The 22,862-nt window shown below is 36.7% G+C and carries 24 protein-coding genes, 1 tRNA gene and 1 other annotated feature; of the genes, 22 read left to right on the forward strand and 3 right to left on the reverse strand.

All coding sequences use genetic code 11. The annotated features are described in order from the left end of the window. Nucleotides 1-142: 142 nt before the first annotated feature. The gene (locus J3U54_RS05800) at nt 143-1,330 is read left to right on the forward strand and encodes an MFS transporter (RefSeq protein WP_267385426.1); all 1,188 of its coding nucleotides are present in this window, start codon (nt 143-145) and stop codon (nt 1,328-1,330) included. Nucleotides 1,331-1,345: 15 nt separating this feature from the next. Beyond that, a complete protein-coding gene (locus J3U54_RS05805) occupies nt 1,346-2,968 on the forward strand; it encodes an amidohydrolase (RefSeq protein WP_267385427.1) in 1,623 nt (540 codons plus the stop codon). Nucleotides 2,969-3,071: 103 nt separating this feature from the next. On the opposite strand, the gene J3U54_RS05810 is transcribed toward J3U54_RS05805, so the two are convergent. Continuing rightward, nucleotides 3,072-4,109 (reverse strand): PTS sugar transporter subunit IIC, encoded by a 1,038-nt coding sequence (locus tag J3U54_RS05810; protein WP_220219895.1) that lies wholly within the window; start codon nt 4,107-4,109, stop codon nt 3,072-3,074. Nucleotides 4,110-4,856: 747 nt separating this feature from the next. Between J3U54_RS05810 and J3U54_RS05815 the strand changes: the two genes are divergently transcribed. Both J3U54_RS05815 and J3U54_RS05820 read left to right on the forward strand, forming a co-directional pair. Beyond that, nucleotides 4,857-5,357 (forward strand): hypothetical protein, encoded by a 501-nt coding sequence (locus J3U54_RS05815; protein ID WP_103751828.1) that lies wholly within the window; start codon nt 4,857-4,859, stop codon nt 5,355-5,357. A gap of 258 nt (nt 5,358-5,615) precedes the next feature. Beyond that, nucleotides 5,616-6,107, forward strand: coding sequence for a hypothetical protein (locus J3U54_RS05820; protein ID WP_103751827.1), 492 nt, complete (start codon nt 5,616-5,618; stop codon nt 6,105-6,107). Nucleotides 6,108-6,269: 162 nt separating this feature from the next. Here J3U54_RS05820 and J3U54_RS05825 read toward each other — a convergent pair. Further along, a tRNA-Arg gene (locus tag J3U54_RS05825) sits at nt 6,270-6,343 on the reverse strand. Between the two features lie 232 nt (nt 6,344-6,575). Here J3U54_RS05825 and J3U54_RS05830 point away from each other — a divergent pair. The 17 genes from J3U54_RS05830 to J3U54_RS05910 all read left to right on the forward strand — a co-directional run bounded on the left by J3U54_RS05830 (nt 6,576) and on the right by J3U54_RS05910 (nt 21,675). Further along, entirely contained in the window at nt 6,576-6,947 is a 372-nt protein-coding gene (locus J3U54_RS05830) for a hypothetical protein (protein WP_267385428.1), read from the forward strand. Between the two features lie 273 nt (nt 6,948-7,220). Next, entirely contained in the window at nt 7,221-8,975 is a 1,755-nt protein-coding gene (locus J3U54_RS05835; RefSeq protein WP_267385429.1) for a DUF2207 domain-containing protein, read from the forward strand. Between the two features lie 105 nt (nt 8,976-9,080). Then, nucleotides 9,081-10,406 carry a DUF2325 domain-containing protein gene (locus J3U54_RS05840; RefSeq protein ID WP_267385430.1) on the forward strand — a complete coding sequence of 442 codons (1,326 nt, stop codon included), beginning with the start codon at nt 9,081-9,083 and terminating at the stop codon, nt 10,404-10,406. Between the two features lie 158 nt (nt 10,407-10,564). Next, on the forward strand, nt 10,565-11,404 hold the full coding sequence (locus J3U54_RS05845; protein ID WP_103751823.1) for a YitT family protein: 840 nt from the start codon (nt 10,565-10,567) through the stop codon (nt 11,402-11,404). A gap of 84 nt (nt 11,405-11,488) precedes the next feature. After that, nucleotides 11,489-11,569 (forward strand) — a sequence feature (ribosomal protein L21 leader region). Between the two features lie 14 nt (nt 11,570-11,583). Next, nucleotides 11,584-11,898, forward strand: a complete 315-nt coding sequence (rplU, locus tag J3U54_RS05850; protein WP_103751822.1) for a 50S ribosomal protein L21 — start codon at nt 11,584-11,586, stop codon at nt 11,896-11,898. Between the two features lie 14 nt (nt 11,899-11,912). Beyond that, nucleotides 11,913-12,206 (forward strand): 50S ribosomal protein L27, encoded by a 294-nt coding sequence (gene rpmA / locus J3U54_RS05855; RefSeq protein WP_046307181.1) that lies wholly within the window; start codon nt 11,913-11,915, stop codon nt 12,204-12,206. 145 nt (nt 12,207-12,351) lie between these two features. Further along, nucleotides 12,352-13,461 carry a M24 family metallopeptidase gene (locus tag J3U54_RS05860; RefSeq protein ID WP_220219836.1) on the forward strand — a complete coding sequence of 370 codons (1,110 nt, stop codon included), beginning with the start codon at nt 12,352-12,354 and terminating at the stop codon, nt 13,459-13,461. A 71-nt stretch (nt 13,462-13,532) separates the two neighbouring features. Next, nucleotides 13,533-14,102 (forward strand): elongation factor P, encoded by a 570-nt coding sequence (efp, locus tag J3U54_RS05865; RefSeq protein ID WP_103751820.1) that lies wholly within the window; start codon nt 13,533-13,535, stop codon nt 14,100-14,102. A gap of 24 nt (nt 14,103-14,126) precedes the next feature. Then, nucleotides 14,127-14,582, forward strand: coding sequence for an Asp23/Gls24 family envelope stress response protein (locus J3U54_RS05870; RefSeq protein ID WP_103751819.1), 456 nt, complete (start codon nt 14,127-14,129; stop codon nt 14,580-14,582). Next, nucleotides 14,560-14,958: a transcription antitermination factor NusB gene (nusB, locus tag J3U54_RS05875; protein ID WP_103751818.1), complete on the forward strand. Its 399-nt coding sequence runs from the start codon at nt 14,560-14,562 to the stop codon at nt 14,956-14,958. The genes J3U54_RS05870 and nusB overlap by 23 nt, the downstream gene beginning before the upstream one ends. A gap of 48 nt (nt 14,959-15,006) precedes the next feature. Beyond that, entirely contained in the window at nt 15,007-15,855 is an 849-nt protein-coding gene (locus J3U54_RS05880; protein WP_267385432.1) for a tetrahydrofolate dehydrogenase/cyclohydrolase catalytic domain-containing protein, read from the forward strand. Further along, entirely contained in the window at nt 15,845-17,212 is a 1,368-nt protein-coding gene (gene xseA, locus J3U54_RS05885) for an exodeoxyribonuclease VII large subunit (RefSeq protein WP_220219833.1), read from the forward strand. The genes J3U54_RS05880 and xseA overlap by 11 nt, the downstream gene beginning before the upstream one ends. After that, the gene (locus J3U54_RS05890) at nt 17,193-17,435 is read left to right on the forward strand and encodes an exodeoxyribonuclease VII small subunit (RefSeq protein WP_103751815.1); all 243 of its coding nucleotides are present in this window, start codon (nt 17,193-17,195) and stop codon (nt 17,433-17,435) included. Before xseA ends, J3U54_RS05890 begins: the two co-directional genes overlap by 20 nt. Before the next feature lie 5 nt (nt 17,436-17,440). Beyond that, nucleotides 17,441-18,307, forward strand: coding sequence for a polyprenyl synthetase family protein (locus tag J3U54_RS05895; RefSeq protein WP_267385433.1), 867 nt, complete (start codon nt 17,441-17,443; stop codon nt 18,305-18,307). Then, a complete protein-coding gene (locus J3U54_RS05900) occupies nt 18,308-19,120 on the forward strand; it encodes a TlyA family RNA methyltransferase (RefSeq protein ID WP_267385434.1) in 813 nt (270 codons plus the stop codon). 9 nt (nt 19,121-19,129) lie between these two features. After that, the gene (recN, locus tag J3U54_RS05905; RefSeq protein ID WP_267385435.1) at nt 19,130-20,815 is read left to right on the forward strand and encodes a DNA repair protein RecN; all 1,686 of its coding nucleotides are present in this window, start codon (nt 19,130-19,132) and stop codon (nt 20,813-20,815) included. Further along, nucleotides 20,812-21,675, forward strand: a complete 864-nt coding sequence (locus tag J3U54_RS05910; RefSeq protein WP_103751811.1) for a GNAT family N-acetyltransferase — start codon at nt 20,812-20,814, stop codon at nt 21,673-21,675. The genes recN and J3U54_RS05910 overlap by 4 nt, the downstream gene beginning before the upstream one ends. An 87-nt stretch (nt 21,676-21,762) precedes the next feature. Here J3U54_RS05910 and J3U54_RS05915 read toward each other — a convergent pair whose 3' ends face one another. Further along, on the reverse strand, nt 21,763-22,038 hold the full coding sequence (locus J3U54_RS05915) for a hypothetical protein (protein WP_103751810.1): 276 nt from the start codon (nt 22,036-22,038) through the stop codon (nt 21,763-21,765). A 209-nt stretch (nt 22,039-22,247) separates the two neighbouring features. On the opposite strand from J3U54_RS05915, the gene gmk reads away from it, so the two are divergent. After that, nucleotides 22,248-22,862 carry a guanylate kinase gene (gene gmk, locus J3U54_RS05920; RefSeq protein WP_103751809.1) on the forward strand — a complete coding sequence of 205 codons (615 nt, stop codon included), beginning with the start codon at nt 22,248-22,250 and terminating at the stop codon, nt 22,860-22,862.

Raw genomic sequence — 22,862 nt, forward strand, 5'->3', positions numbered from 1 at the left:
GTTTAGTTACCCAAACTAAGGTTATATTTTACCCAAAATGTCACCAAAGTTGATTGTTAAGTTTCTTGCTTGCGGTTTAAATAGCTTTCCGAAAAGATAATTCACTTTCCGTAAGTGGATTTAATAGAAAAGGAGAAAAACTATGGCAAAAGAAAAATTACCAAGCTATCGATGGGTAATTCTTACTATCGTTAGTTTGTTATGTTTTATTGCAAACTATATTCAATTTCAGGTTTCAGCTCTAGCAACTGAAATAATGCCGCAACTTCATATTACTACGGCTGAATTTTCAAGCTTGTTAATGGCTCCAATGTTGGTTGCTGTTGTCCTCAGTATTCCTGCAGGATCTTTAGGAGATAAATTTGGATCGAAAAAGGTAATTTCTGTGGGATGTGTATTATCCGTAATTGGCGCTTTTGGTCGTTTTATTGCAGCTAATTTCTGGATGATGATGATTATGTTGCTTTTATGCGGAATTTTCATTTCACTATTAAATGCAAATTTGATTAAAGTTCTCGGGACATGGTTTAAGCAGGATACTGATTCAGCTATGGGAGTGTTTTACGCCGCTTCCTGTCTTGGAATTACGCTCGCACAGATAACAAGCTCATGGTTTCCGTCAGTTAATGCTGCGTATCTATTTTCGTCAGTTTCTTTGTTAATACTTACCATTTGCTGGATGATGTTTGTTCGGGATACTCCGAAAGGAGAGTCTTTGCCTCCTGCTGAACCAACCGCTAAATATCTTAAAGTGACAATTAAGAGTAAGAACACGTGGATTGTTTCGATTTGTGCTGGATTAGGAATTGCTTCAACAACTGCTTATGCTGGTTTTTTGCCGCAAGCTCTCACATTGGGACAAGGAATTACTAACAAAACTGCTGGCGTGATGTCAGCGGTTGTAACCGTCGGTAGTTTCTTTGGCTCCTTAATTGGACCAGCTTGGTGCAATAAGCTTGGTCGCTACAAAATGTTTTTAACCGTAACAACGCTGATTGGAGCAATTGTTATGTACTTTACCTGGTATACACCAGCAGGTTTTTTCTTATGGGCAATGCTAGTAATTAATGGCTTTTTTACAGCTATTAGTGGACCAATTGTTCAAGCAATGCCAATCCAATTTCCAGAGATTGGTGAAAAATACGCAGGTAGTGCTGGAGGTATTGTTGGAACAGTCTCAATGTTAATTTCCTATATTATTCCCATTCTTGTCTCCAAAATTGCGGGCAATGACTATGCTAAAAATTTAGGAATAGAATCCTTGGTATTTGGACTTTCAGTCATTTGTATTTTAGCGTTACCAGAAATTGGTCAAAAAGCTAAAAAATAGAGGGGAGATTAAATCATGATGCAAAAAGCTGACTATATTTTAAAGGGAACGGCCATTTTTACTGGTAATAATGACTTACCAATTACTGGGTGTCTACTAATCAAAAATAATCGCATAATGAAGATTGTTCCCGTTGATCGGATGACAGGCTATATTGGAGAAAATACAACTATTATCAATTGTGGTGACCATTTAATTATGCCTGGATTTAATGATTCTCATTTGCATTTATCACTAGGAGCAGTTCAAAATGATCCAGATTTCTGTATTCAGATGATGGACTGCAAAAGTGAAGAGGAATGTGTTCAGAGGGTAAATGATTTTGCTAAATCACATCCTCATAATCCGTGGATTTATGGAACCGGTTGGTATTCAGAAGTTTGGGATCATCCTCATATGCCGACGAAAGATTCACTTGATAAGTTGCATCTCAATAGACCCGTTTGCCTTAATTCCTTTGATTTGCATTCAGTTTGGTGTAATGATATTGCCTTGAAAAAAGTGGGGATTACCAAGGATACGCCAAATCCTCAGGGAGGAATATATGGGCATGATAAAAATGGTGAGTTAAATGGTATTTTATATGAACCACCTGCATCTAAAGCAATGATGGATGCAGTTTTAGATGTTCCAACATTAAAGCAATCTTTATTGAAGTGTTTAAAGCACTTCCGTAAATTAGGAATCACTTCCGTTGCCGATGTTTATCCCTCTGGCTTAATTAACCATGATATTCCTGAAATCTTCGCAGAACTTGAGCAAGAAAACGAGCTAACGACTAGGATCTCTTCTTTTCCTTCATTGACCGACTTGGAGGGGGCTATTAAATTAAAGCAAAAGTATCATACCGATAAGCACCGAGTTGCTGGTCTCAAGCAAGTTTTAGATGGTGTAATTGAGGCACATACAGCATTATTAAGTAAAGAATATGACAATGATCCAGGAGTTTATGGCGATACTTCTTTAACCCAAGTCCAGCTAAATCAATATGTTTTAGATGCACAAAAGAAGGGTTATCCGGTTAAGATTCATACTATTGGTGACAAAGCCAGCACAATGGCTCTAAATGCATTTGAGAATGCACAGTCTAAATTGGGAAAGCTTACCTTGCATAATTCCTTAGAGCACATCGATACTATTAAAAAAGATGATATTAATCGCCTCCAAAAATTAAATGTGATGTGTGCTGTCCAACCGCAACATTGTATAGGTGATTACATGAGTGGGGGTTATTTACCTTGTATTGGACAACAGCGGCTTTCACGAGCTTGGCCTTATCGGGAAATTTTAGATGCAAAGGCCCACTTGGCCTTTGGTTCAGATTTTCCGGCAGTTTATTCGATTAAACCTATTTGGACAATTTATGCAGCCGTTTCACGCTGTGAACCAACTGAAGGAAAGCCCAAGGGTGGATATTTCCGAGAGCATGCTGTTACTTTAGCGGAAGCTTTGCGTGCATACACCAAATGGTCGGCATATGCAGAATCATTTGAACAAGATTTAGGTACATTAGAACCAGGCAAATTGGCCGATGTTGTTGTCCTTGATCGTAATTTATTTAAAGTTCCAACTGACGAAATTCGCTTTGCTAAAGTCACTTTAACAATGGCGGATGGTAAAATTGTTTATAAGCGCTAATTAAAAAAGGTCCATTATTGCTAGCAAATGTTTAACTGAGTTTCAAACACAAGTTAAAGTATTGCAGGCTTTAATGGGCTTTTTTATTTTAATGTCGCTCTTACTAGTTAAAATCTAATTCAAAGTCTTTACTACTAAAGAAGTTTAGCTTATTACTTAAAAGGTAGTTAGCAACTAAGCCTAACAGGATCGGTAAGATAAAGAATAAGATCGTCATTAATGCAATATTGCTAAAATTAGTTGGACGGTTTGCCATTGCAGCCACAGGCCCAATTAAACCTGAAAAACCAAAGCCGGCACTCATCGGATTACCTTGAATGTTAAAAATCGCACCTAATACTCCCATGATACCAGCATTTACCATTAACGGAATCAATAACTTAGGTTTGGTAAGTAAGTTAGCCATTTGCATTTTGGGTGAACCAAGAAAATGTGCAATAGAAGTACCGAAAGAGTTTGATTTCCAACCAAAAATAGCTAAGGCAAAGGCAGCTGCCGTAATACCGAGGTTAGCGGAACCAGCGGCAATACCGGAAATATTAATTGCAGTTGCAATTCCGACTGACGAAATTGGTGAAACCACAAGCAGGGCAAAGACAATACCCATAAAAAAGCCCATTAGAATAGGTTGTAGTTTGGTCAGATTCTCTACACCAAGTCCAATTAACTTGGTCGCTTGACTAACTGGAATGCGAGTTAAGCAGCCGATACCACCAGCTACAAGCAGAACAATTAGTGGTACAAGTAAAATAGTGTAAGCTCTAAGTTTTTTACCTAGGAATAAAACTAGACCGTATGCAATCATAATCGTAATTGCGGTATTAATGACATCTCCGTTGCCGATAACAACTATTTTGCCGTTAATCATGTTGAAATTGCCCGCTGCAGCAGTTGCTGCCAATGCCATTGATGAAGTTTGAATTGGCGATAGTTTTCCAGTCATGCCAACGCAAACGGCACTAATAGCAGGTAGAAGGGCAGAGGCAAAGGAAGTTAAGACTAAAATAAAATTTAGTTCAGGCCAAAGCGGTAATAGCATTTTAACCAATTGACCAACTAATGCTCCCGGAATCAAGGCTACGACAATTCCTGTTGAAAGCCCGTTTAAGGTATCTAATCCAATTTTTTTAAAAGTTTTCATTCTCTCTATTTCTCCAATAAAAAATCGCACAGACGACGACAACTGTGCGATTTTTAAAAGAAGGCATTATTTTAAAAGCATCTCATCACACAATTGTCATTCTTAATTGAACTGTGTGCTAAGATAACAACGAATAGGCACTCAGATCAAATAGCTAAAGTACCAAAAATAATATTTAACTTGCGGTTGAGTGAATTTCTTCAATGTCGTCATAATAGTAAACCTCTCATAAATATTTAAGCAATATCATACTAAAGAAAAAATAAAAAAGCAAGTTTGAAGAAAAAAATTATTAAAAAAGGCTTGAAACTTTCGATAATTCAAGCTAATTATTAAAAATTTATATCTTAATTATATATTAAAAAATATTTGATTAGGCAGTATTCATGTTATAATTGTAAAATATTTAAAGGGGATGATAATCAAAACAAATTATTAATTATAGTGCATTAACTTAGGTTATTCGTCAATTACTAAAAGTCTGGTGTAGAAGTAGACTAAAGATGAATCATGTTGAAATAGGGAAAAATAAAATAGCTATTTTGTTATTTTATCATGGAAAATATTTTATTATCTTTTTCATTAATCGAATATTTATATCATTGAAAACGCCGCAATGTTTTAATTTGAGTAAATTAAGTACTGAATATTGATCAGACATAGATATTGAAAAATAATCTAAAATTTGTTTTAACGTAATTAGGAGGTATTTGGGATCTTCCAAAGTACTCAAGTTTTTCCAAAGAAGTGATTAAAATTTCTGAATTTATTAATTTTCTAAGTTTATTAGGTGACTGGTTACTTTTTGCGTTTCCTTTATATCAAGGGCTGATGGAGCTCTATGATTATGATCGTTTCTTAAAAGAATTTGACCAGTCTAGTAAGACTGAAGCCAAAATTTCACCTATTTATTGGTTTGCGCCGATCTGGAAGATTCACCTTGAGAAAAAACGTGCGGTAAAGATTTTACGTGAGTTTGTAAAAGATGACGAAGACTTTCGGACAGCAATGAGCTTCATTGACAAGACAACTGCGTGGTACTTTGTATCTCTCGGTGGTTGGTTTAAGATGATTTCCTCTTTGTATGATTTCTTCAATGAAGTACATTTATACAGTGTATGGTGGTTAATTGGTGGCACAATTCTTTTAACCTTTACCGGATTGTTTTCAGGTTATTACCGGGTGAGCCAAAAGCGGCAAAAAGCGATGTTAAAGAAGTTTAAAAATGAATATAATGGCAAACAATAATTGATTGATTGTGGATCAATTATTACGTGCTTAATAAAAGTTGTCTCAACTAAAATATTATGTGTTTTCAAATTTAGTTGAGACAGCTTTTTTGCTTTTAAATAAGTTATTACTAACCACCACTTGCTAGAATAAAAATGATTTTTACCCGTCACATAATTTGTTTAGCTATAATAAACTTTAGTAATTTTGAAAGAGTAAAATTGACTCAAAATACTAATTTCATGTTATTTTTAGCACAATAAAATTTAAAGAAGGGTGATTATTATTTCTTTGTTTATTAACTGTATCAGCCTAATTGGTGATTGGCTGTTATTTTCATTTCCGTTAAACCAGGGGTTAATGGAGCTTTCCGATTATAAGCGTTTCGTTAAGGATTTTGATAACTCTAGTAAATCCATTGCCAAAATATCTCCGTGGTATTGGATAATGCCAAATTTAAAAATTCATTTTGAAAAAAGTCGTGCCCAAAAAGTTTTGAAAACAATCATCAAAGATGATAATGATTTTCGGACTGCAATTAGCTTTACTAATAAAGCAACAGCATGGTATTTCGTTGGTCTTGGCGGCTGGTTTAAAATGATCTGCTCACTTGATGAATTCTTGGAGGAATTTCATTTAGTTCATTTTGGCTGGTGGCTTGTTGGCTCCGTTATTGTATTTACATTTGCTGGACTATTTTCGGCATATTACCGAGTTAGTTCTCATCGCCAAAAGGCTATTCTGGCTAAATTCCAAAAAGAAGAGTAACCGAACTTCCAGTAATCAAAAGCAGCTGTTATCTTAATAATAACAGCTGCCTTTTTGTGCTATAGCTACTTTTTATCGAAATAAATTTGGACAAACTATTAAGCTAAGCAAAGAAAAAGACAAGTTTCACTATCTAGTAAAACTTGTCTTAACTAAAAATAATGATCCGGGTGAGATTCGAACTCACGACCCACGGTTTAGAAGACCGTTGCTCTATCCAGCTGAGCTACCAGACCATCTCTTTGTTTCTCGCAAAGAACATAAGTTATTATAGAGAAAAGTTTTGCTAATTGCAACAAGAAATTTCACTTTATCTTGACTTAAAGACTTTCTTCATTTTTTCATCACAAGTTATTTAATTTAATTAGCACGAAAATAAGATGACAAATTTACTTTAATTACTATATCAATTTAATTATATTATCTGTATAATTGTGCTTGATTAAAATTTAATTAGTGAGATAAATTATGAAGCACCAAATCTTAAAGCGATTATCATTATCCAGTACGCTGGCTAACAATTACGGCTTATTTTGTTTAATCAAAAAGATAGCTAGCTGTAGTTGCGTTGGTAATTGCGCCAGAGTTTCCGACCGCCAAAGCTTGAATACTGATCAAAAAATATTATCAATTACCGCAAGATGGAATAAGGCGGCTAAGAGACAAGCCCATACAGTGAGCAAATTAAATAATTATCAGAAGCAAGATCGCCACAATTTGTGTTTTACTTATTTGAGAAAAAGAGCACCTTTTTATTCCGAACAGCTGAAGGAAAACTTTAGTTTATTTTACATTCTGCAGGCTGCTTTTGGCGGATTTTTCAGAACCTGTGATAGCTAAATTGCTGGCACTACCTTTTAGACCAGCATTGGGATCGATTAAAATAAGGAGTCCGACCTGAGTACCGCACTTTTTTATGGTCAAATTTAGCATGACTAAAACTGGTAAGTGTTTTTAGCCGCCATTAAAAACACTTAACCTAAAACCAGTATTAACAAGCAGAATTTGTACGATAGCTTTATCATTCGATTATCCAAAATCGAGCAAAACGGGCATTTTACTCAAAATCCCAAGTCAAAATGTTAATCAATTTAAATAAAGGTAGAAAAAAAGATGAAACACAAGCTTTATAGGCTAATATCACTTATTGGCGTGCTTATCTTTTGCTTAGCTTCGGCGCAAAAAGTAAAAGCTGAGGTTAGTTACAACATTAAAGACAATGAAGTCACTTCAAAGGTAAACTCCGATGGATCGATATCATTGAAACGTAAAATCGTTTATGAATTTCATTCGAATGCTAATGGGGTCTTTTATAGGCAAAATCTTAATCAAAATCAGAAAATTAAACATCTAAAGGTAACTACGCAAACAAATGATGGACCGGTCAATAAGTACCCGCAACCTGAAGTAAGTAAGACAGACAAAGGGTATTTGTTCACTGTTAGGCAATCCGTCTCCCAGAAAAATGAGCGCTTAACAGTAACATACTTTTACCGGATAACCAACGCTATTACTAATTATCGTGATGTTGCTGAACTTAATTTTATGATTATTGGAAATGGCTGGAATACTAAATTAGAAAATGTTAAGGCTAGCATTATTTTTCCAGGTCCTGTAAAAGATCTGCAAGCATGGTCGCATGGACCACTGGAAAACGTTACTAAAGTCGATCCTGAAAAAGGTCGCATAGTTGTCACTGCTAAAAATCTTGCGGGTAGTACAGGAATTAGGATCCGGACGATTTTCCCAACTAGTGTGACTGCTAAAAATAAAAGTGTCGAAAAGGTAAATCGCCGACAAGCGATTATCAAGCAAGAACAAAAGCTTGCAAATGAGAACAAACAAAAAGAAAACCGTAATCTGTTTATTAGTATTGGGTTAATTTTAGTCAGTTTAGTAACGGGAATTTTCGCTATTATCAAGGGCTTTTCTGCTAAAAAGGTGGGCTTTAAGCCTGCTAAAATCAGGAACTTAGCTCATGGTTATGAAATACCTACTGCTGATCCAGTAATAGCTCAAATCATTGATACAACTAAACGTCCTAATAGCAAAGCCTTCACTGCTTACTTGCTGGAGCTAGCAAAGCAGAAGAGGATTAAAATTGAAGAGGACCAGAAAGGGCTTAAAGCGCATTATCGAATCTCTGCAATTGATCAAAAAGTTTGCGATGAAAATGATTTACTGAAGTTTTTATTTTACCATGTGGGAGATGGTGAGAGTTTTACGACCAAGCAGATTAAGAAAGCCCGCGGTAAAAAACTAGGGCGTCAATTTGATGCTTGGGCCGAAGGACAATTTTGTTCATCTGCAAAAAATCGCTACATGCCAAATGATTTGCTTGACCAAAATAAAAAAAGTAATAGAACCATTGTTGCTGCTAGATTAGTTAGTTTATTAGCTGCTGCTATCTCAGTATTCTTTGTGCGGAGATTCTTCTGGATGGTACTTATTGGTGAAGCATTAATTTTCATAATTAGTTGGTTTAGTATGTTCAAAAACAAACGGCAAACTAATCTCTATTCGGAAGAAGGCGTTGTTGAGGCCGAAAAGGTACGCAGTTTCAAGAAAATGTTGAAAGATATCGGTCGCTTTGACGTGAAGGATATCGGCGATCTGACGATTTGGGAAGATATTTTGCCTTACGCGGTTTCATTTGGTTTAGCTAAGAAGGTTTTGCAAAAGCTTAAACTTGAATTTGGGCAAGAAGACTTAGCTAAGAATAATTTCTATGACTATAGTTTTATTACGAACTTTAATTCTTGCTTTATTAAAGGAATTGCTGCTGGTTCAACTAGTGTAAGAAATGGTGGTTTTGGTTCTAATTCATCCGGAGGCTTTGGCGGAGGTTCCGGTGGTGGAGCATTTTAGTGTAAAAGATAATCAGAACGTGGATACGAAAGGCCCAGCTTTGTGCTGGCCTTTTTTAATTGTTATACTTAACCATACTTAAAAGAAACAAAGAAGTTGAGAAAAATGTTTGACTATCGAAATAATTTAAAGCAAATCTTGGCTAAAACAAGTGGTGATGACCAGAGTTTGCAAAATAGTCTGGCGGCAATTAAGCTGATTATCGGGATGACTGAAAATGAAAAAGACGCTGCTCCAAGTGAGGCAAAGAATGCCGATTCTGAGAAGCAGCAACTAGAAAGTCTATTTTCGAGTCTTGCAGAATTATTACTTTCTCCAGGCAATTCAAAAGCAAAAAAGACGGCACTAGCAGCAATTCACCATCTGATGTTTATTCAAGGAAATACGCCATCGTTTCGTCAGAGCGTTAACAAGCTTGAACAGGCAGTACGTTCGTCTAAAACGACTAAAGAGACGATTAATAAAAAGGTATTTGAAAAAGCCTTGGAGAAAAAGCCAGCACCTAAACGTGATTATCGTAAAGGCAAGCGTTATACCGTGATTCGGCTTTTGTCAGGTTGTGATCTGATTAATGACAGCAATCGACGGGTATTTACACTCAAAGAGTCCCAAATACATGCTTTGAATTTAAAGAGTGGGGATATTGTTGAGGCATTACCTGAGCAAAATAATTCGAATTATGAAGCAGAAATCTTGCGGGTGGTCGGTTACCACCAACTCCCCAGTATGGAAGTTGATCAGATATCAACTTTTAAATATGGGGTTGTTCAAGGAAGACCGGGGCACTATTCAGTTAGTCGCAATATTAAAGGACAAAAATTGCGCATTCGCGGTAAAAGTATTCTTTTGCCGGTTGACGCCAGCAAGTTTTCTGAAGGTAATGTCCCATTGCTTGATGGCTCAATAGTCGATTTGGCCTGGTATGATGGGGATGTTCGGATTAAAAAAGATCCATCGGAGGCAATTAAAATTAGGTGGATATATGAGGTTGATCCACCGCAAACTGCTAGCAAGATCAAAAAGAAAAAGGTTAAGTCCGATAAGACAGAGGAAGAATTAGCTCGCCTAGACCTAGATTTACACTATGAACGCGTAGGAATAGCAGTTGGAGACAATCAGAATGAAGCTATTCTTGAAGGAATTGTCAAAAGTTACCATGGAATTCCATTTGCAATTGATGCCTTTCAGGGAAAAAAGAAGGTCATTGAAAATCAAATTAAAGATTTAGATATTGTTATCCTAGTAACGGCATTTGCAGCCCATGATAGTACTTGGAACATTAGGGAATTTGCCAGTAAATATCATGTTAAATTTGCTGTTAGTTCGAGCAAAGGATTCCAGTCCTTTGAACGAGCACTATACCGTGCGGAAAAGGGCTTACCTGCTTACGAAGGTAATCAAACGATTGAATACCAAAAGCTTGAACAGTAAAGCATATTTAGCAAACTTTATGGAAACTTAATTAAAAATTATAATAATAAAGATCTGTTTAAATCAAGTGCCAAAAAACGTCGTTTTTAGCATATTTCTTGGCTAAATAGATCTTTTTTTGTATAATTAAAAACTATATTTTATGAAAGGAAGATGAGATGGGAAACATAAAACATAAACATACGTGGCAATACTGGCTGTTCTTTTTAGCTGGGTTAGAAATAATTACGATTGCAATCAACTTCTTTTATGCTCCAATTAATGTTGCGGCTGGAGGTTCTACCGGTATTTCAATTTTAGTAGATGCAGTGTGGGGAATTAACCGCTCTTTAACCGTCTTTATTGTAAACTTGCTTATGCTGGTTCTAGCAGTCATTTTCCTTGGTAAAGAAACTTTAAAAAAAGTAGCTCTGGGCAGCATGCTTTTGCCAATACTAATGGCAATTACGCCAAGTTTTAAGTTGACTTCGAATAATATGCTAGCTGTCATTTACGGTGGTGTTTTAATGGGAATTGGCGTTTCAATGTTATACCGCATTAATGCCTCTTCAGGAGGAACGACAATTCCACCATTGATTATTAAGAAATATTTCTATATTGATCCGGCCATGTCATTGATGGCAATTGATATGACCATTATTGTTTTGAATCTTTTTGTTGATGGTACAGAAGCATTCTTGCTGGCAGCTTTTTCACAAGTTATTACTACCATTACAATGCGCTATACTGAAACTGGTTTTGATAAAAAATACCAGGTTCGCATTATGAGTAATAGTAAATTAGATGAAATTCGTGACATGTTGCAGGAAGATTATGATGGCTTAACGGTTTTTAATGTTGTCGGAGGTTATACTGACAAGGATAAACAGCAATTAGTAATAGTCGTTGATACTAATGAATATGGGCAGTTAGTAGCTAAAGCACGCGAAATCGACAATGAAGCATTTATCGTCACTGAAAATATTGCTAAAGTTCATGGTGGTAAGTGGCAAATCTAATCTAAATTAGCGAAATAAGATTGATTTATATTGCTAAATTGCTCTTAGAGTAGTAATATGAAATAGTTGTATGTGTGGAGACCTTCACATCTGCAACCGCACATTTTGAGGTAAGAAGTCTTTTACTAAAAGAAAGCACCTCAATTGGCGAGTCTAAGTATTTTTTTGGAGGGCAGTAAATGTACGCAATTATTAAAACCGGTGGTAAGCAATATAAAGTTGCTGAAGGCGATAGTGTTTTTGTAGAAAAGCTTGACGTTGAAGAAGGTAAGGAAGTTACTTTTGATCAAGTAATTTTAACTTCTGATGGTAGCGACGTTAAAGTTGGTGCTCCACTTGTTAAGGGTGCCAAAGTAGTTGCTAAAGTTGAGAAACAAGGTAAGGAAAAGAAAGTTGTAACTTTCAAGTACAAGCCTAAGAAGCACTCACATTCAAAATATGGTCACCGTCAACCTTATACTAAGGTTACAGTTGAAAAGATTGAATTAAGCTAGAGGTGAAAGAGATAATGAATATTTTAAATCTTAAATTATTTGCCCACCACAAGGGTGGAGGTTCTACTGCTAACGGTCGTGACTCAGCTGGTCGTCGTTTAGGCGCTAAAGCTGCTGATGGTCAAACTATCCATGCTGGAACGATTATTTATCGTCAACGTGGTACTAAGATTCACCCAGGCAAGAACGTTGGTCAAGGTGGAGACGATACATTATTTGCATTAGTAAATGGTGTAGTTAAATTTGAACGTAAGGATAAATACAGAAAACAAGTTTCTGTTATCCCAGTTGAAGAAGAAGCTAAGTAATTTAGTTCTTAATAAGAAGACGAAAAGCATGTGCTTCTCGTCTTTTTTCTGTTTTTAAATTGATAATATTTAATTTAATTAGCTAGTTATCTATCAGGCTTTCGCGGTAAAATTAGTTCAAGTATTTAGGTAAGGAGTACTAGCAATGACTGAGCAAGACGAATTATTAACTCTGTTAAATAGACGTATTGATGAAGTGACAAAATTAGTAAAAGAGCAAAATGCTGATGCAATCTTGATTTTCAATCAGGCTAATTACCGTTATTTGACGAATTTTACGGGTGAAGAAGCACAATTGATTTTAACCGCTCAAGGCGACCGAATCTTATTATCTGATTCACGCTTTGCTGATCAGATTAAGTTCGAAGCTCCTGGCGAATTAAAAGTCATTATGAAAAAAGCTAATCAGGATGAAGAAATTAGCAACCAGCTAAAAGCTCTAAATTTAAATAAGGTCTTAATTGAAGGCGAATTTGTTTCAGCAATTGAATTTGCGCATCTTCAAGAATTGAATCCGCAAATTGAGTTTGCGACTTGCGAAGAACTGGTAGAACGAGTTCGCAATGTTAAAGATGACCTTGAACTTGACGCTTTACGTCATGCAATTGACGTATCGATGGACAGTTTTAACGGTATACTGCCTTTAATCAAACCTGGTGCAGTTGAACGCAATATTGGAGCTAAGCTTGATTATCTGTTTAAAATCAATGGTGGCGATGGTCCCAGCTTTGATACGATTATTGCGTCTGGTGTCCGCTCTGCTTGGGCCCATGGTGTTGCCAGTGATAAAATGATTGAAGACGGTGACATGGTCGTAATTGATTTTGGTGCGTTTTACCACGGCTATGCGGCTGACATCACTAGAACAGTTGCAGTAGGTAAGGTTGACCATGAAATGTATCGAATTTATGAAATTGTTCATGAAGCTCAACGACGTGGTATAGCAGCTGCGGTAGCTGGTAATTACGGCAAAGATGTTGATCAAGCAGCAAGAGATTACATTAATGAGCAAGGATATGGTCAATATTTTGGTCACGGAATCGGTCATGGCATTGGCTTAGAAATACACGAACTCTGTCAGCCTGCGCTACCATTTGGAAAGCAAAAATTAGTTAATAATATGGTTCACACCGTAGAACCAGGAATTTATTTACCTAATAAAGGTGGCGTTCGCATTGAGGATGACATCCTTGTTCATGACCAAACACCAGAAACATTATCAACTTTGCCCAAAGATGAATTAATTTCTTTATAAAGTTAAATATTATTGATAGTAAAATCATTCATGAATTGGTAAGATATTATTATGGAGATGAGGTACTTAATATGACAATGATTTCAGTTAACGAATTTAAGAATGGCCTAACCATTAAGTATAATAACGACTTATGGCGGATTGTTGAATTTCAACATGTTAAACCTGGTAAGGGTAGTGCTTTCGTTCGTTCAAAGCTTAAGAGTTTGAATACCGGTGCTGTTCAGGAATATACATTCCGGTCAACTGCAAAAGTTGAAACTGCAGAAATTGAAACTAAGGGAATGCAATACCTGTACAATGATGGTTCAAGCTATGTTTTCATGGATACGACAACTTATGATCAGTTGGCTATTCCGAATGATCAAATTACTGACGAAGCAAAATATTTGAAAGAAAATATGGATGTCAGTGTCATTATGCATGAAGGCAAAACTTTAGGAATCCAATTGCCAAACACCGTTGAATTGACGGTTGCAAAGACTGAGCCGAACATTAAAGGCGACACCTCTTCTGGTGGTGGTAAGCCCGCTACAATGGAAACTGGCCTTGTTGTAAATGTCCCATTCTTTATTAATGAAGGTGACGTTTTAGTTATCAATACAGTCGATGGTAGTTACGTATCTCGTGCAAACAAATAAGTAGTTTTTTTGAGGTAAAACAAAATGGCAGATAGTTCAAAAATTGTCTTAAATGATAAAAATAACGGTGAAGAAATCGAAATTGATCCTAGTGTTCTCGAAGTTATCATGGGCATTGCTGCCGAAAAAGTTGACGGTGTTGCCGAAATGCATGGTAACGTTAGATCTGGGATTAACTGGGTTTTAGGTCGTGAAGATCGTCGCCGTGGGATCGAAATCAGAGTCAATGATGAGGGCGATTTGATTGCTGATGTTTACGTTAGCTTTGAAGCTGGTTGTAACGTACCTAAAATTGCCAAGGAGCTTCAAAAGTCGTTAAAGAGTCAGGTTCTTCAAATGACTGATTTAACCCTTAAAGAAATTAACGTTCATGTTATCGGCTTGGTATTTCCGGAAGAAGAACAGGATGATGGTGGAACTTCTCAACTGTTCTCTGACATTGATGAAAAGGGTAAAAATGAATCAACACAAGAGTCGTAGAGTTGCAATGCAAGCAGTATATTTAGCTAATCAAGAGCCTAAATATACTCCTGCCGAAGTTGAAGCTAAAACTGTTGCGATGCTTGATCTGAAAGAACTTTCTGCTTATTCAAAAACTATTATTGAAGGCGTAATTGAAAAGCGGGATGAATTAAAAGGCCAACTTGCTGCTTACTTAAAGAAAAATTGGCGAATTGACCGAATTAACCAAATTTCACTTGCAATTTTGGAAGTTAGTTTATACGAGATTAAGTACAGTGATGAAATAGAGCCTAAAGCGGCAGTAAATGAAGCTTTAAACTTATGTGATGAATTTGCCGATCCTAAAACAAAGCCATTTATTAACGGTATTTTGGCAAACTTTATCAAAAAATAACTAATAGTCGGCTAGAGGCCGGCTATTTTTTTAGAAAAGGAATTTGTAGTGGGACAATTGCTGGATGGAAAGTTGCTGGCGCAAAAACGTGCTGGTAAACTTAAAGAAAAAGTAAAGGATTTAAAAAAACGCGGGCTAAATCCTCTTTTTTGTGTAATTAATATTGGTGATGATCCCAGTAGTCAGCTTTACTTGAAAACCAAGAAAAAAAGAGCTGCTGAAGTTGGAATTGAGCAACAAGTGTATCAACTTGCACAAAATGAAACCCAGAATAACTTATTAACTTTAATTGATCGCTTAAATCAAGATGCAAAAGTTTGCGGAATCATGATTCAGTTACCCGTTCCAGATCAAATTAATCTTAATGAAGCATTAGAGCACATCAGTCCAAGTAAAGATGTTGATTGTCTCACACCAAGTAATGTCGGCCGTTTATGGCGGGGAGATCATTTTGTTGAACCGGCAACTGCTCACGGAATTTTGGCTTTACTTGATTACTACCAGATTGATCTTCGTGGACAAAATGTTGTAATTATTGGCCGCAGTAGTATTGTTGGTAAGCCACTTGCTGCATTAATGCTTGAGCGTGATGCCACAGTTTCAATTTTACATACGAAAACGAAACATCTTGATGAATACACCAGAAAAGCTGATATTTTAGTTTCTGCCGCTGGTCAAGCAGGTCTGATTACAGCAGATATGGTAAAAGATGATGCCGTCGTAATCGATGTTGGCATCAACCGGCAAAATGGAAAAACAATTGGTGATGTTGATTTTGCAGGGGTTTTACCAAAAGCCAAATACATTACACCGGTCCCAGGTGGAATCGGACCATTGACCGTTGAATCATTAATGGAACAGGTAGTCGCATTGACAAGGAGGAAAAATGGAAGATAGCAAATATCTTACCGTTACGGATTTAAATTATTACATTACGCAAAAGTTTAAAAATGATCCGTATTTGCACAAGGTTTTTCTTCAAGGTGAACTTTCGAACTTTCGTTACAGACGAAATTCACACCAGTATTTTTCTTTAAAAGATGAAAAATCAAAAATCAATGTTGTTATGTTTCGTTCTTATTTTGATAAGGTGAAGTTTAAGCCTGAAGAGGGAATGAAAGTTTATATCACTGGGTATGTCAATGTTTATGGCCCTCAAGGGACATATCAGTTCTATGCTGAAGCAATGGAACCAGCTGGACTAGGGGCTTTGTATGAGCAGTTACAGCAATTGCAAAAGAAATTAGCCCAGGAAGGTTTATTTGCTCAAGAGCATAAACGACCGCTCCCACGTTTTCCTGATCATATTGCTGTTGTTACTAGTGCCTCTGGTGCAGTTATTCATGATATCTTAGTAACTGCTAATCGCCGCTTTCCACATGCACAAGTGGATCTGTTTCCTGCACAGGTACAGGGTGACCGAGCAGCAGATTCCTTAGTAAGCGCAATGAAGCAAATCGCTAATTATGGTGATAAATATGATGTCATGATAATTGGTCGGGGTGGTGGTTCCTTAGAGGATCTATGGCCTTTTAACGAAGAAGCCGTCGTTAGGCAAGTTTACGACATGAAAATGCCGGTTATTTCTTCAGTTGGTCACGAAACCGATACAACTCTCTGTGATCTAGTAGCTGATGCACGTGCTGCCACTCCAACTGCAGCTGCAGAATATGCAACACCTAATTTAACCGATGAATTAGCCAATATTCATCAATTGCAAAGTAGTATGCTTTCTAGTATGCAAAATGTTATTCGTGTTCGGCGCGATGCTTTGAATCGGATCAATCATTCTGTTATTATGCGCGAACCGGCTAGATTGTACGATGAGCAAGCACAAACTTTGGATCTTTTACGTGATCGACTTCAACGTAATATGACACATCTGCTTGAGAGAAATAGGCAAAGCTATCAATTAAGTACCCAAAAATTATTTGCGCAAAATCCGGCTAAAAGAATTGAGCAGATATTACAGCAAGAGAATTTTTACTATCAAAAATTAAATGCTAATATGCGCAACTTGTTACGCGAAAAACGGCATCAGCTTGCTCAACTAGGGCAACAACTTGATGATTACAGCCCACTTAAAACACTTGAGCGTGGTTATGTATATGTAACTGACACTGCAGCAAAAACTGTGGGTTCAATTGAACAAGTCAATGTAAAAGATGAAGTGAATCTTCATTTTAAAGATGGCCAAGCAAAAGCAATTGTAAAAACAACTAGGAGAAATGACAATGACAACCAAGAAAAATAATTTTGAAGAAGAACTGACGCAATTACAAAAAATTGTCAATAACCTTGAAAATGGTAATGTTCCTTTGGAAGACGCTCTTGATGAATTTCAAGCTGGCGTTAAGTTAAGTCGTGATTTAAATAAGCGCTTGACTGAGGCTGAAGAAACTGTCGCTAAGTTAATTGATAGTGATGGCACAGAGCATAAACTTGACCCTAATAATGCTGCAGCACCGGAAGAATAATAAAAATGAACTTTACAGAATTTAAGAACAAATGGACAAGTGTCATCGATGAGTATTTAGCTACCCATTTAAAAGAAGATATTGATGATAAGCAAATTAGTCAAATTATGTCTTATTCGGTAATGGCTGGTGGAAAGAGATTACGGCCACTGCTTTTTCTGGCAACAATTAATTCCTTAGGTAAAGAAATTGGGCCAAAGGAGATACAGATCAGTTGCGGAATTGAATTAATTCATACATACTCATTAATTCATGATGATCTTCCAGCCATGGATAATGACAATTATCGTCGTGGTATGCTTACTAGTCACCGCAAATGGGGGGAAGCTGAAGCTATCTTAGCTGGGGATGCACTGCTACCTTTGGGCATTCAATGGATTGCTGAAGGAAGTAATTCAATTGCATTAGTTAAAATTATTACCGCTGCAATTGGCGCTAATGGCATGGTTGGTGGCCAATATTTGGATATTGACTCAACTAATAACCAAGCTGTTGCTGATAATGAAAAACTGATTGATCGGATGGAATGGCTTAAGACCGGATGCTTAATCGAAGCTTGTGTTGAAATGGGAGCTGTCTACGCTGAAGCTGATGAGCAAAGCAAAGCCAAATTACTGGCCTTTGCAAAAGATTTTGGTCGCTCATATCAAATTTATGATGACCTGGTAGATATTACTGAAACAAGTCAAGAAGCAGGCAAAAAGACTCATAAAGATCAAGAAAGTGGCAAAAATAACACTTTGACAGTTTTAGGAGTTGAAAAAAGCCGCCAAGAATTATTACGTTTAACCATTCATGCTAAGTCAACATTGGTTGGATTAAATGGCCTAATTTTAGCTGGCTTTCTTGATTTATACCAAAAGGTGCTTTAAATGACAAAAGAGAGAGCAGATATTTTACTGACCAAGCAGGGACTTTTTCATTCACGAAATCAGGCACAGCGTGCAATCATGGCTGGCCTAGTTTCAGATCATAATCACCAAAGAATTGATAAGAGTGGGACTAGTTTTCCTATCGATGAAAAATTTTACCTTAAAGATTCTGGTAAAAAATACGTATCCCGTGGTGGTTTTAAGCTCGAAAAAGCACTAAAATCTTTTAAGATTGATCTAACTGATAAAATATGTTTGGATATTGGCGCTTCAACTGGTGGCTTTACCGATGTGGCGTTAAAAAATCATGCCAAACTAGTGTATGCACTTGATGTTGGTTATAATCAGCTTGCCTGGCAATTACGGGATGATCAACGTGTGGTTGTAATGGAAAAGCAAAATTTCCGTTATAGTAAACCAGAAGATTTTACTCTTGGGTTGCCTGACTTTGCGATGACTGATGTATCCTTTATCTCGCTGGATTTAATCATGCCCCCAATGTATCAGATTCTAAAAAATGGCTGCGATGCTGTTTGCTTGATTAAGCCGCAATTTGAAGCGGGTCCCGAAAACGTTGGTAAGCATGGCATTGTCCATGATCATGCTGTGCACTGTGCTGTTATTGAACACACAGTGGCAAAAGCACGTGAGATTGGTTTTAATGTTTTAGATGTTGATTATTCCCCCATCAAAGGCGGTAAGGGAAATATCGAATTTCTGATTCATTTGCAAAAAAACGAGGCAAATGGTGGCAAGTGTTTGTGGACGCAAACACCTGTAGACGTTGTTAGACGGGCAATTTCTGAATTGTAGGAGAAGACAATGTTAGTTGAGCTGGATATTAAGAATTTTGCTATTATTAAAGCGTTAAAAGTTCGTTTTCAAGAACACATGACGGTTTTAATTGGTGAAACTGGTGCAGGTAAATCAATTATTATTGACGCTGTTTCATTGCTAATGGGTGGCCGTGGGCAAAAAGAAATGGTTCGAAGCGGTGAAAAAAAGGCTGTAGTAACCGGTCTTTTTGAAATTGGGGAAGACTCTCAAAAAATAACCAATTTATGTGAAAAATACGGTTTACCTGATTCAGATGGTCAACTGGTTATTAGTCGCGAGTTAGCAGTTAAGGGCAGAAATGTTGTTCGAATTAACGGACAGTTGACGACCATTAACGTGTTACGTGAGCTTGGTAACTACCTTGTTGATATTCATGGTCAAAATGATCAACAAATTTTAATGGACCAGGATCGTCAAATTGATTTAGTCGATAATTATGCTTCGGATGAATTTAAAGACCAGCTAAAGCAGTATCAAGATGAGTTTGCAACTTGGCAAAAATTAACGGACCGGTTAAACCACTTAAAAAGTGATGCACAAGAACTAGCCCAAAAGCAGGATATCTTAACCTTTCAAAATGAGGAGTTATCTTCAGCAAATTTGACTGATCCTAACGAAGACGAACAGCTGGAAGAAGAATATAACGAGCTTAACAATTATCAAAAAATTGTCGATACTGCTAATTATTTGATGCAGCTTTATGATGATGAAGAACATGGGATTGAAGCCTTAGTTGGCAACGCGCAACAAGCAGCTAATGATTTGACTACGTATGGCAGTAAATTTAAAGACATTGCTAAGACGATTGACGATGGTGTTTATGCATTGAGTGATGCTCGCAGTGAGCTTTCAAATGTCTTGGATGAAATGGACTTTGATGAAGAAAGATTCCAGTACGTAACCAATCGGTTGGACTTACTTAATTCATTGAAGAAAAAATACGGACCGAGTTTACAAGATGTTTTTGCTTTTTATGAAAAAGTCAAAAAAGAATTAGGTCAATATCAAACGGGCGGTTTAGACGAAGAAAAGCTGCAAAAAAGTGTTACTGCAATAGAGCAAAAATTGACCGAAAGAGCTGATAAATTGCACCAAGCTCGTGAAAAGGTGGCCCGTTCACTTGAAGAAAAGATAAAGCAGGAATTAGCAGACCTGTACATGGCTAAAGCGCGGTTTGCAATTGCTATTTCACCAACCAAGACTTTTACTAAAAAGGGAACGGATGAAGTTGTCTTTTTAATTGCACCTAATCCCGGAGAAGATTTGTTACCGTTAGTTAAAATAGTTTCTGGTGGTGAACAATCACGTTTGATCTTAGCACTTAAAGCTATTTTTAGCCGTGTAGAACCTGTAGGCACAATGATATTTGACGAAATTGATACGGGTGTTTCTGGTCGGGTTTCGGCTGCTATTGGTGAAAAATTGCATTCAATTGGTGAACACAAGCAAGTGATTGCGATTACGCACTCCCCGCAAGTAGCGGCCGCCAGTGACCAAAAATATCTGGTAGCTAAACAAGTTAAGGATGGCGCAACTTATACGCAAATTGGGCCACTGACACAAGAAGAAACTGTAACTGCAATTGCGGAAATGATGGCTGGAAGCGATGTTACCCAAGCGGCGAAGCAAAATGCGAAAGACCTAATGAGGAGTTTTAAAAAGAAAAAATGAAATACTTTGAAAAGGTAACTCTTAATGAAGCCGAAATTTTACTTGCCCAAAAGCTAACCGACAGTGTACGTGCAGAAGACAGCACATATAATGAAATTTATTTAAGTAACCAATATAATTATTTTTCCGACATGCCAACATTTGTCTATGCGCTTGATAATGGCAAGATGGTTGGATTGACAATGTTATATGCTGATGAAAAGCCCACTGACGAAGTTGAAGTGCACGTGGAAGTCTGTCCTAGATATCGCCGGCAAGGTATTGCAAGGGAAATGATAAAGCGGGCAGAAAAAATCATGAATAAATATGGTTATTTTGATTATTGTTTTGTTTCTGAAAAACCATTTATTGATAACAATCCGGATTTTTTAAAGAATACGAACTTAAAAATTGATGATCATGATTACCACATGGAAACTACCAATCCAAAGTCAATCGATAAAGAAGATATGCTCAATCAAGTTTTGGCAGTTCGTGAAATGACCAAAAGTGATATCAAAACGGTTGTTGACTTATATAGCGAAGCATTTGCTGAAAGCATTGAATCGTCAACGAAATATGTTACTGAAGGCTTTAAAGATAAAGAAAAAATCAATTTTGTATTAACTGATCATAGCAAGATTGTTGGCTACTGCGCTATTGATCCTGGCTCATCTGATTATTTCTTTGGCCTGTTTGTTGCTAAGGACTTTTGCGGTCACGGCTATGCCACGTTTTTTATTAAAAAAATGATGGCAATAAGACAAGAAAAAGGCATGAAAAAGTTTGTTCTTGATGTGGAACCGGACAATCAAGCGGCAATTCATGCCTACCAAAACGCAGGTTTTCAAATTAAAAGTGAAACTTTCTATTTAAATTAAGAAAGTAAAACAACGAAAAGCTCAAGAACTCCATTAAGTTCTTGAGCTTTTTTAGTGCATAATATTTTATAGTTAAATTAACAAACCTTAATCCAAATCAATTCTGAAAATATTGTCCAAGTCGATTACTTTCAGTAATTTACAGTCAGCCGATCTTAAAACGAACCTGCCGGCCGAAACCTGTTTAGTAATCTGGCCAATTTCGCTACTGCCATCTTGATAGCTGATTAAAGCGTAGGCGCGATGCAATAAGGCATATTGTAAAGAAGATAATATTTCACTGTGAAACTGATTATAGATACTCAGTCTGTCGTCGTCATAATCAAATAAGTAATGATAGATTTTCTTAAGTGAGTTTTTCATCAAATCAACCCTCAGTAAATTTCGAACATCTGTTTGACTATTTATATTATAAGAACATTTGTTTCGAAAAACAAGCTTTTTATTTAAAGTTTTTTGTTTAAGAGTGTAAACTTGTGCTCAAAGTATAATACAACAATAATGATCGAACTTGAAAAACTTGCGCATTTAGTGCAAACTAGACATATTAGCTTTTTATAGGGGAGTATGGCATGGCAGAAAAAGGTTTGTTACTTGTCCTTTCGGGTCCTTCAGGAGTTGGAAAAGGTACCGTTAAAAGTGCAATTGTAGAAAATAAGGTTTTTCCTTTCGAATATTCGGTTTCGATGACTACGAGGAAGCCGCGACCAGGTGAAGTTGATGGTCGAGATTATTATTTTGTTAGTGAAGAGCAATTTCAGGAAGCTATTAACCAGGGGAAGCTTTTAGAATATAATAATTACGTAAATCATTTTTACGGTACACCGCTTGATCCTGTTCAAAAGATGTTGAATGAAGGTAAGGACGTCTTACTGGAAATTGACGTTAATGGTGCTCAAAAGGTGCGGGAAAAAATGCCGGATGGTGTTTTTATCTTCTTGACACCACCTGATTTGCACACTTTACACTTGCGTTTAGAAAATCGTGGAACAGAATCTGAAGATGTCATTATGGGTCGAATTAAGCAGGCACGTAATGAAATCTTAGTTATGCAAGATTATGATTATGCAGTTGTAAATGATACTGTTGCTAACGCCGTTGATCATATCAAGGCAATTGTTGATGCAGAACACGTTAGCGTTAAAAGAGTAATTGATACCTATCGTAAGATGGTCAGGGAGGATTAA

The sequence above is a fragment of the Lactobacillus sp. B4007 genome, from assembly GCF_026535895.1.
Classification (GTDB): Bacteria; Bacillota; Bacilli; order Lactobacillales; family Lactobacillaceae; genus Lactobacillus; species Lactobacillus panisapium.

What these genes read in the sequence shown, in the direction of transcription:
- J3U54_RS05800 (WP_267385426.1), top strand. Translation starts at nt 143, where the DNA reads ATGGCAAAAGAAAAATTACCAAGCTATCGATGGGTAATTCTTACTATC.
- J3U54_RS05805 (WP_267385427.1), top strand. Translation starts at nt 1,346, where the DNA reads ATGATGCAAAAAGCTGACTATATTTTAAAGGGAACGGCCATTTTTACT.
- J3U54_RS05810 (WP_220219895.1), bottom strand. Translation starts at nt 4,109, where the DNA reads ATGAAAACTTTTAAAAAAATTGGATTAGATACCTTAAACGGGCTTTCA.
- J3U54_RS05830 (WP_267385428.1), top strand. Translation starts at nt 6,576, where the DNA reads ATGAAGCACCAAATCTTAAAGCGATTATCATTATCCAGTACGCTGGCT.
- J3U54_RS05835 (WP_267385429.1), top strand. Translation starts at nt 7,221, where the DNA reads ATGAAACACAAGCTTTATAGGCTAATATCACTTATTGGCGTGCTTATC.
- J3U54_RS05840 (WP_267385430.1), top strand. Translation starts at nt 9,081, where the DNA reads ATGTTTGACTATCGAAATAATTTAAAGCAAATCTTGGCTAAAACAAGT.
- J3U54_RS05845 (WP_103751823.1), top strand. Translation starts at nt 10,565, where the DNA reads ATGGGAAACATAAAACATAAACATACGTGGCAATACTGGCTGTTCTTT.
- rplU (WP_103751822.1), top strand. Translation starts at nt 11,584, where the DNA reads ATGTACGCAATTATTAAAACCGGTGGTAAGCAATATAAAGTTGCTGAA.
- rpmA (WP_046307181.1), top strand. Translation starts at nt 11,913, where the DNA reads ATGAATATTTTAAATCTTAAATTATTTGCCCACCACAAGGGTGGAGGT.
- J3U54_RS05860 (WP_220219836.1), top strand. Translation starts at nt 12,352, where the DNA reads ATGACTGAGCAAGACGAATTATTAACTCTGTTAAATAGACGTATTGAT.
- efp (WP_103751820.1), top strand. Translation starts at nt 13,533, where the DNA reads ATGACAATGATTTCAGTTAACGAATTTAAGAATGGCCTAACCATTAAG.
- J3U54_RS05870 (WP_103751819.1), top strand. Translation starts at nt 14,127, where the DNA reads ATGGCAGATAGTTCAAAAATTGTCTTAAATGATAAAAATAACGGTGAA.
- nusB (WP_103751818.1), top strand. Translation starts at nt 14,560, where the DNA reads ATGAATCAACACAAGAGTCGTAGAGTTGCAATGCAAGCAGTATATTTA.
- xseA (WP_220219833.1), top strand. Translation starts at nt 15,845, where the DNA reads ATGGAAGATAGCAAATATCTTACCGTTACGGATTTAAATTATTACATT.
- J3U54_RS05890 (WP_103751815.1), top strand. Translation starts at nt 17,193, where the DNA reads ATGACAACCAAGAAAAATAATTTTGAAGAAGAACTGACGCAATTACAA.
- J3U54_RS05895 (WP_267385433.1), top strand. Translation starts at nt 17,441, where the DNA reads ATGAACTTTACAGAATTTAAGAACAAATGGACAAGTGTCATCGATGAG.
- J3U54_RS05900 (WP_267385434.1), top strand. Translation starts at nt 18,308, where the DNA reads ATGACAAAAGAGAGAGCAGATATTTTACTGACCAAGCAGGGACTTTTT.
- recN (WP_267385435.1), top strand. Translation starts at nt 19,130, where the DNA reads ATGTTAGTTGAGCTGGATATTAAGAATTTTGCTATTATTAAAGCGTTA.
- J3U54_RS05910 (WP_103751811.1), top strand. Translation starts at nt 20,812, where the DNA reads ATGAAATACTTTGAAAAGGTAACTCTTAATGAAGCCGAAATTTTACTT.
- J3U54_RS05915 (WP_103751810.1), bottom strand. Translation starts at nt 22,038, where the DNA reads ATGAAAAACTCACTTAAGAAAATCTATCATTACTTATTTGATTATGAC.
- gmk (WP_103751809.1), top strand. Translation starts at nt 22,248, where the DNA reads ATGGCAGAAAAAGGTTTGTTACTTGTCCTTTCGGGTCCTTCAGGAGTT.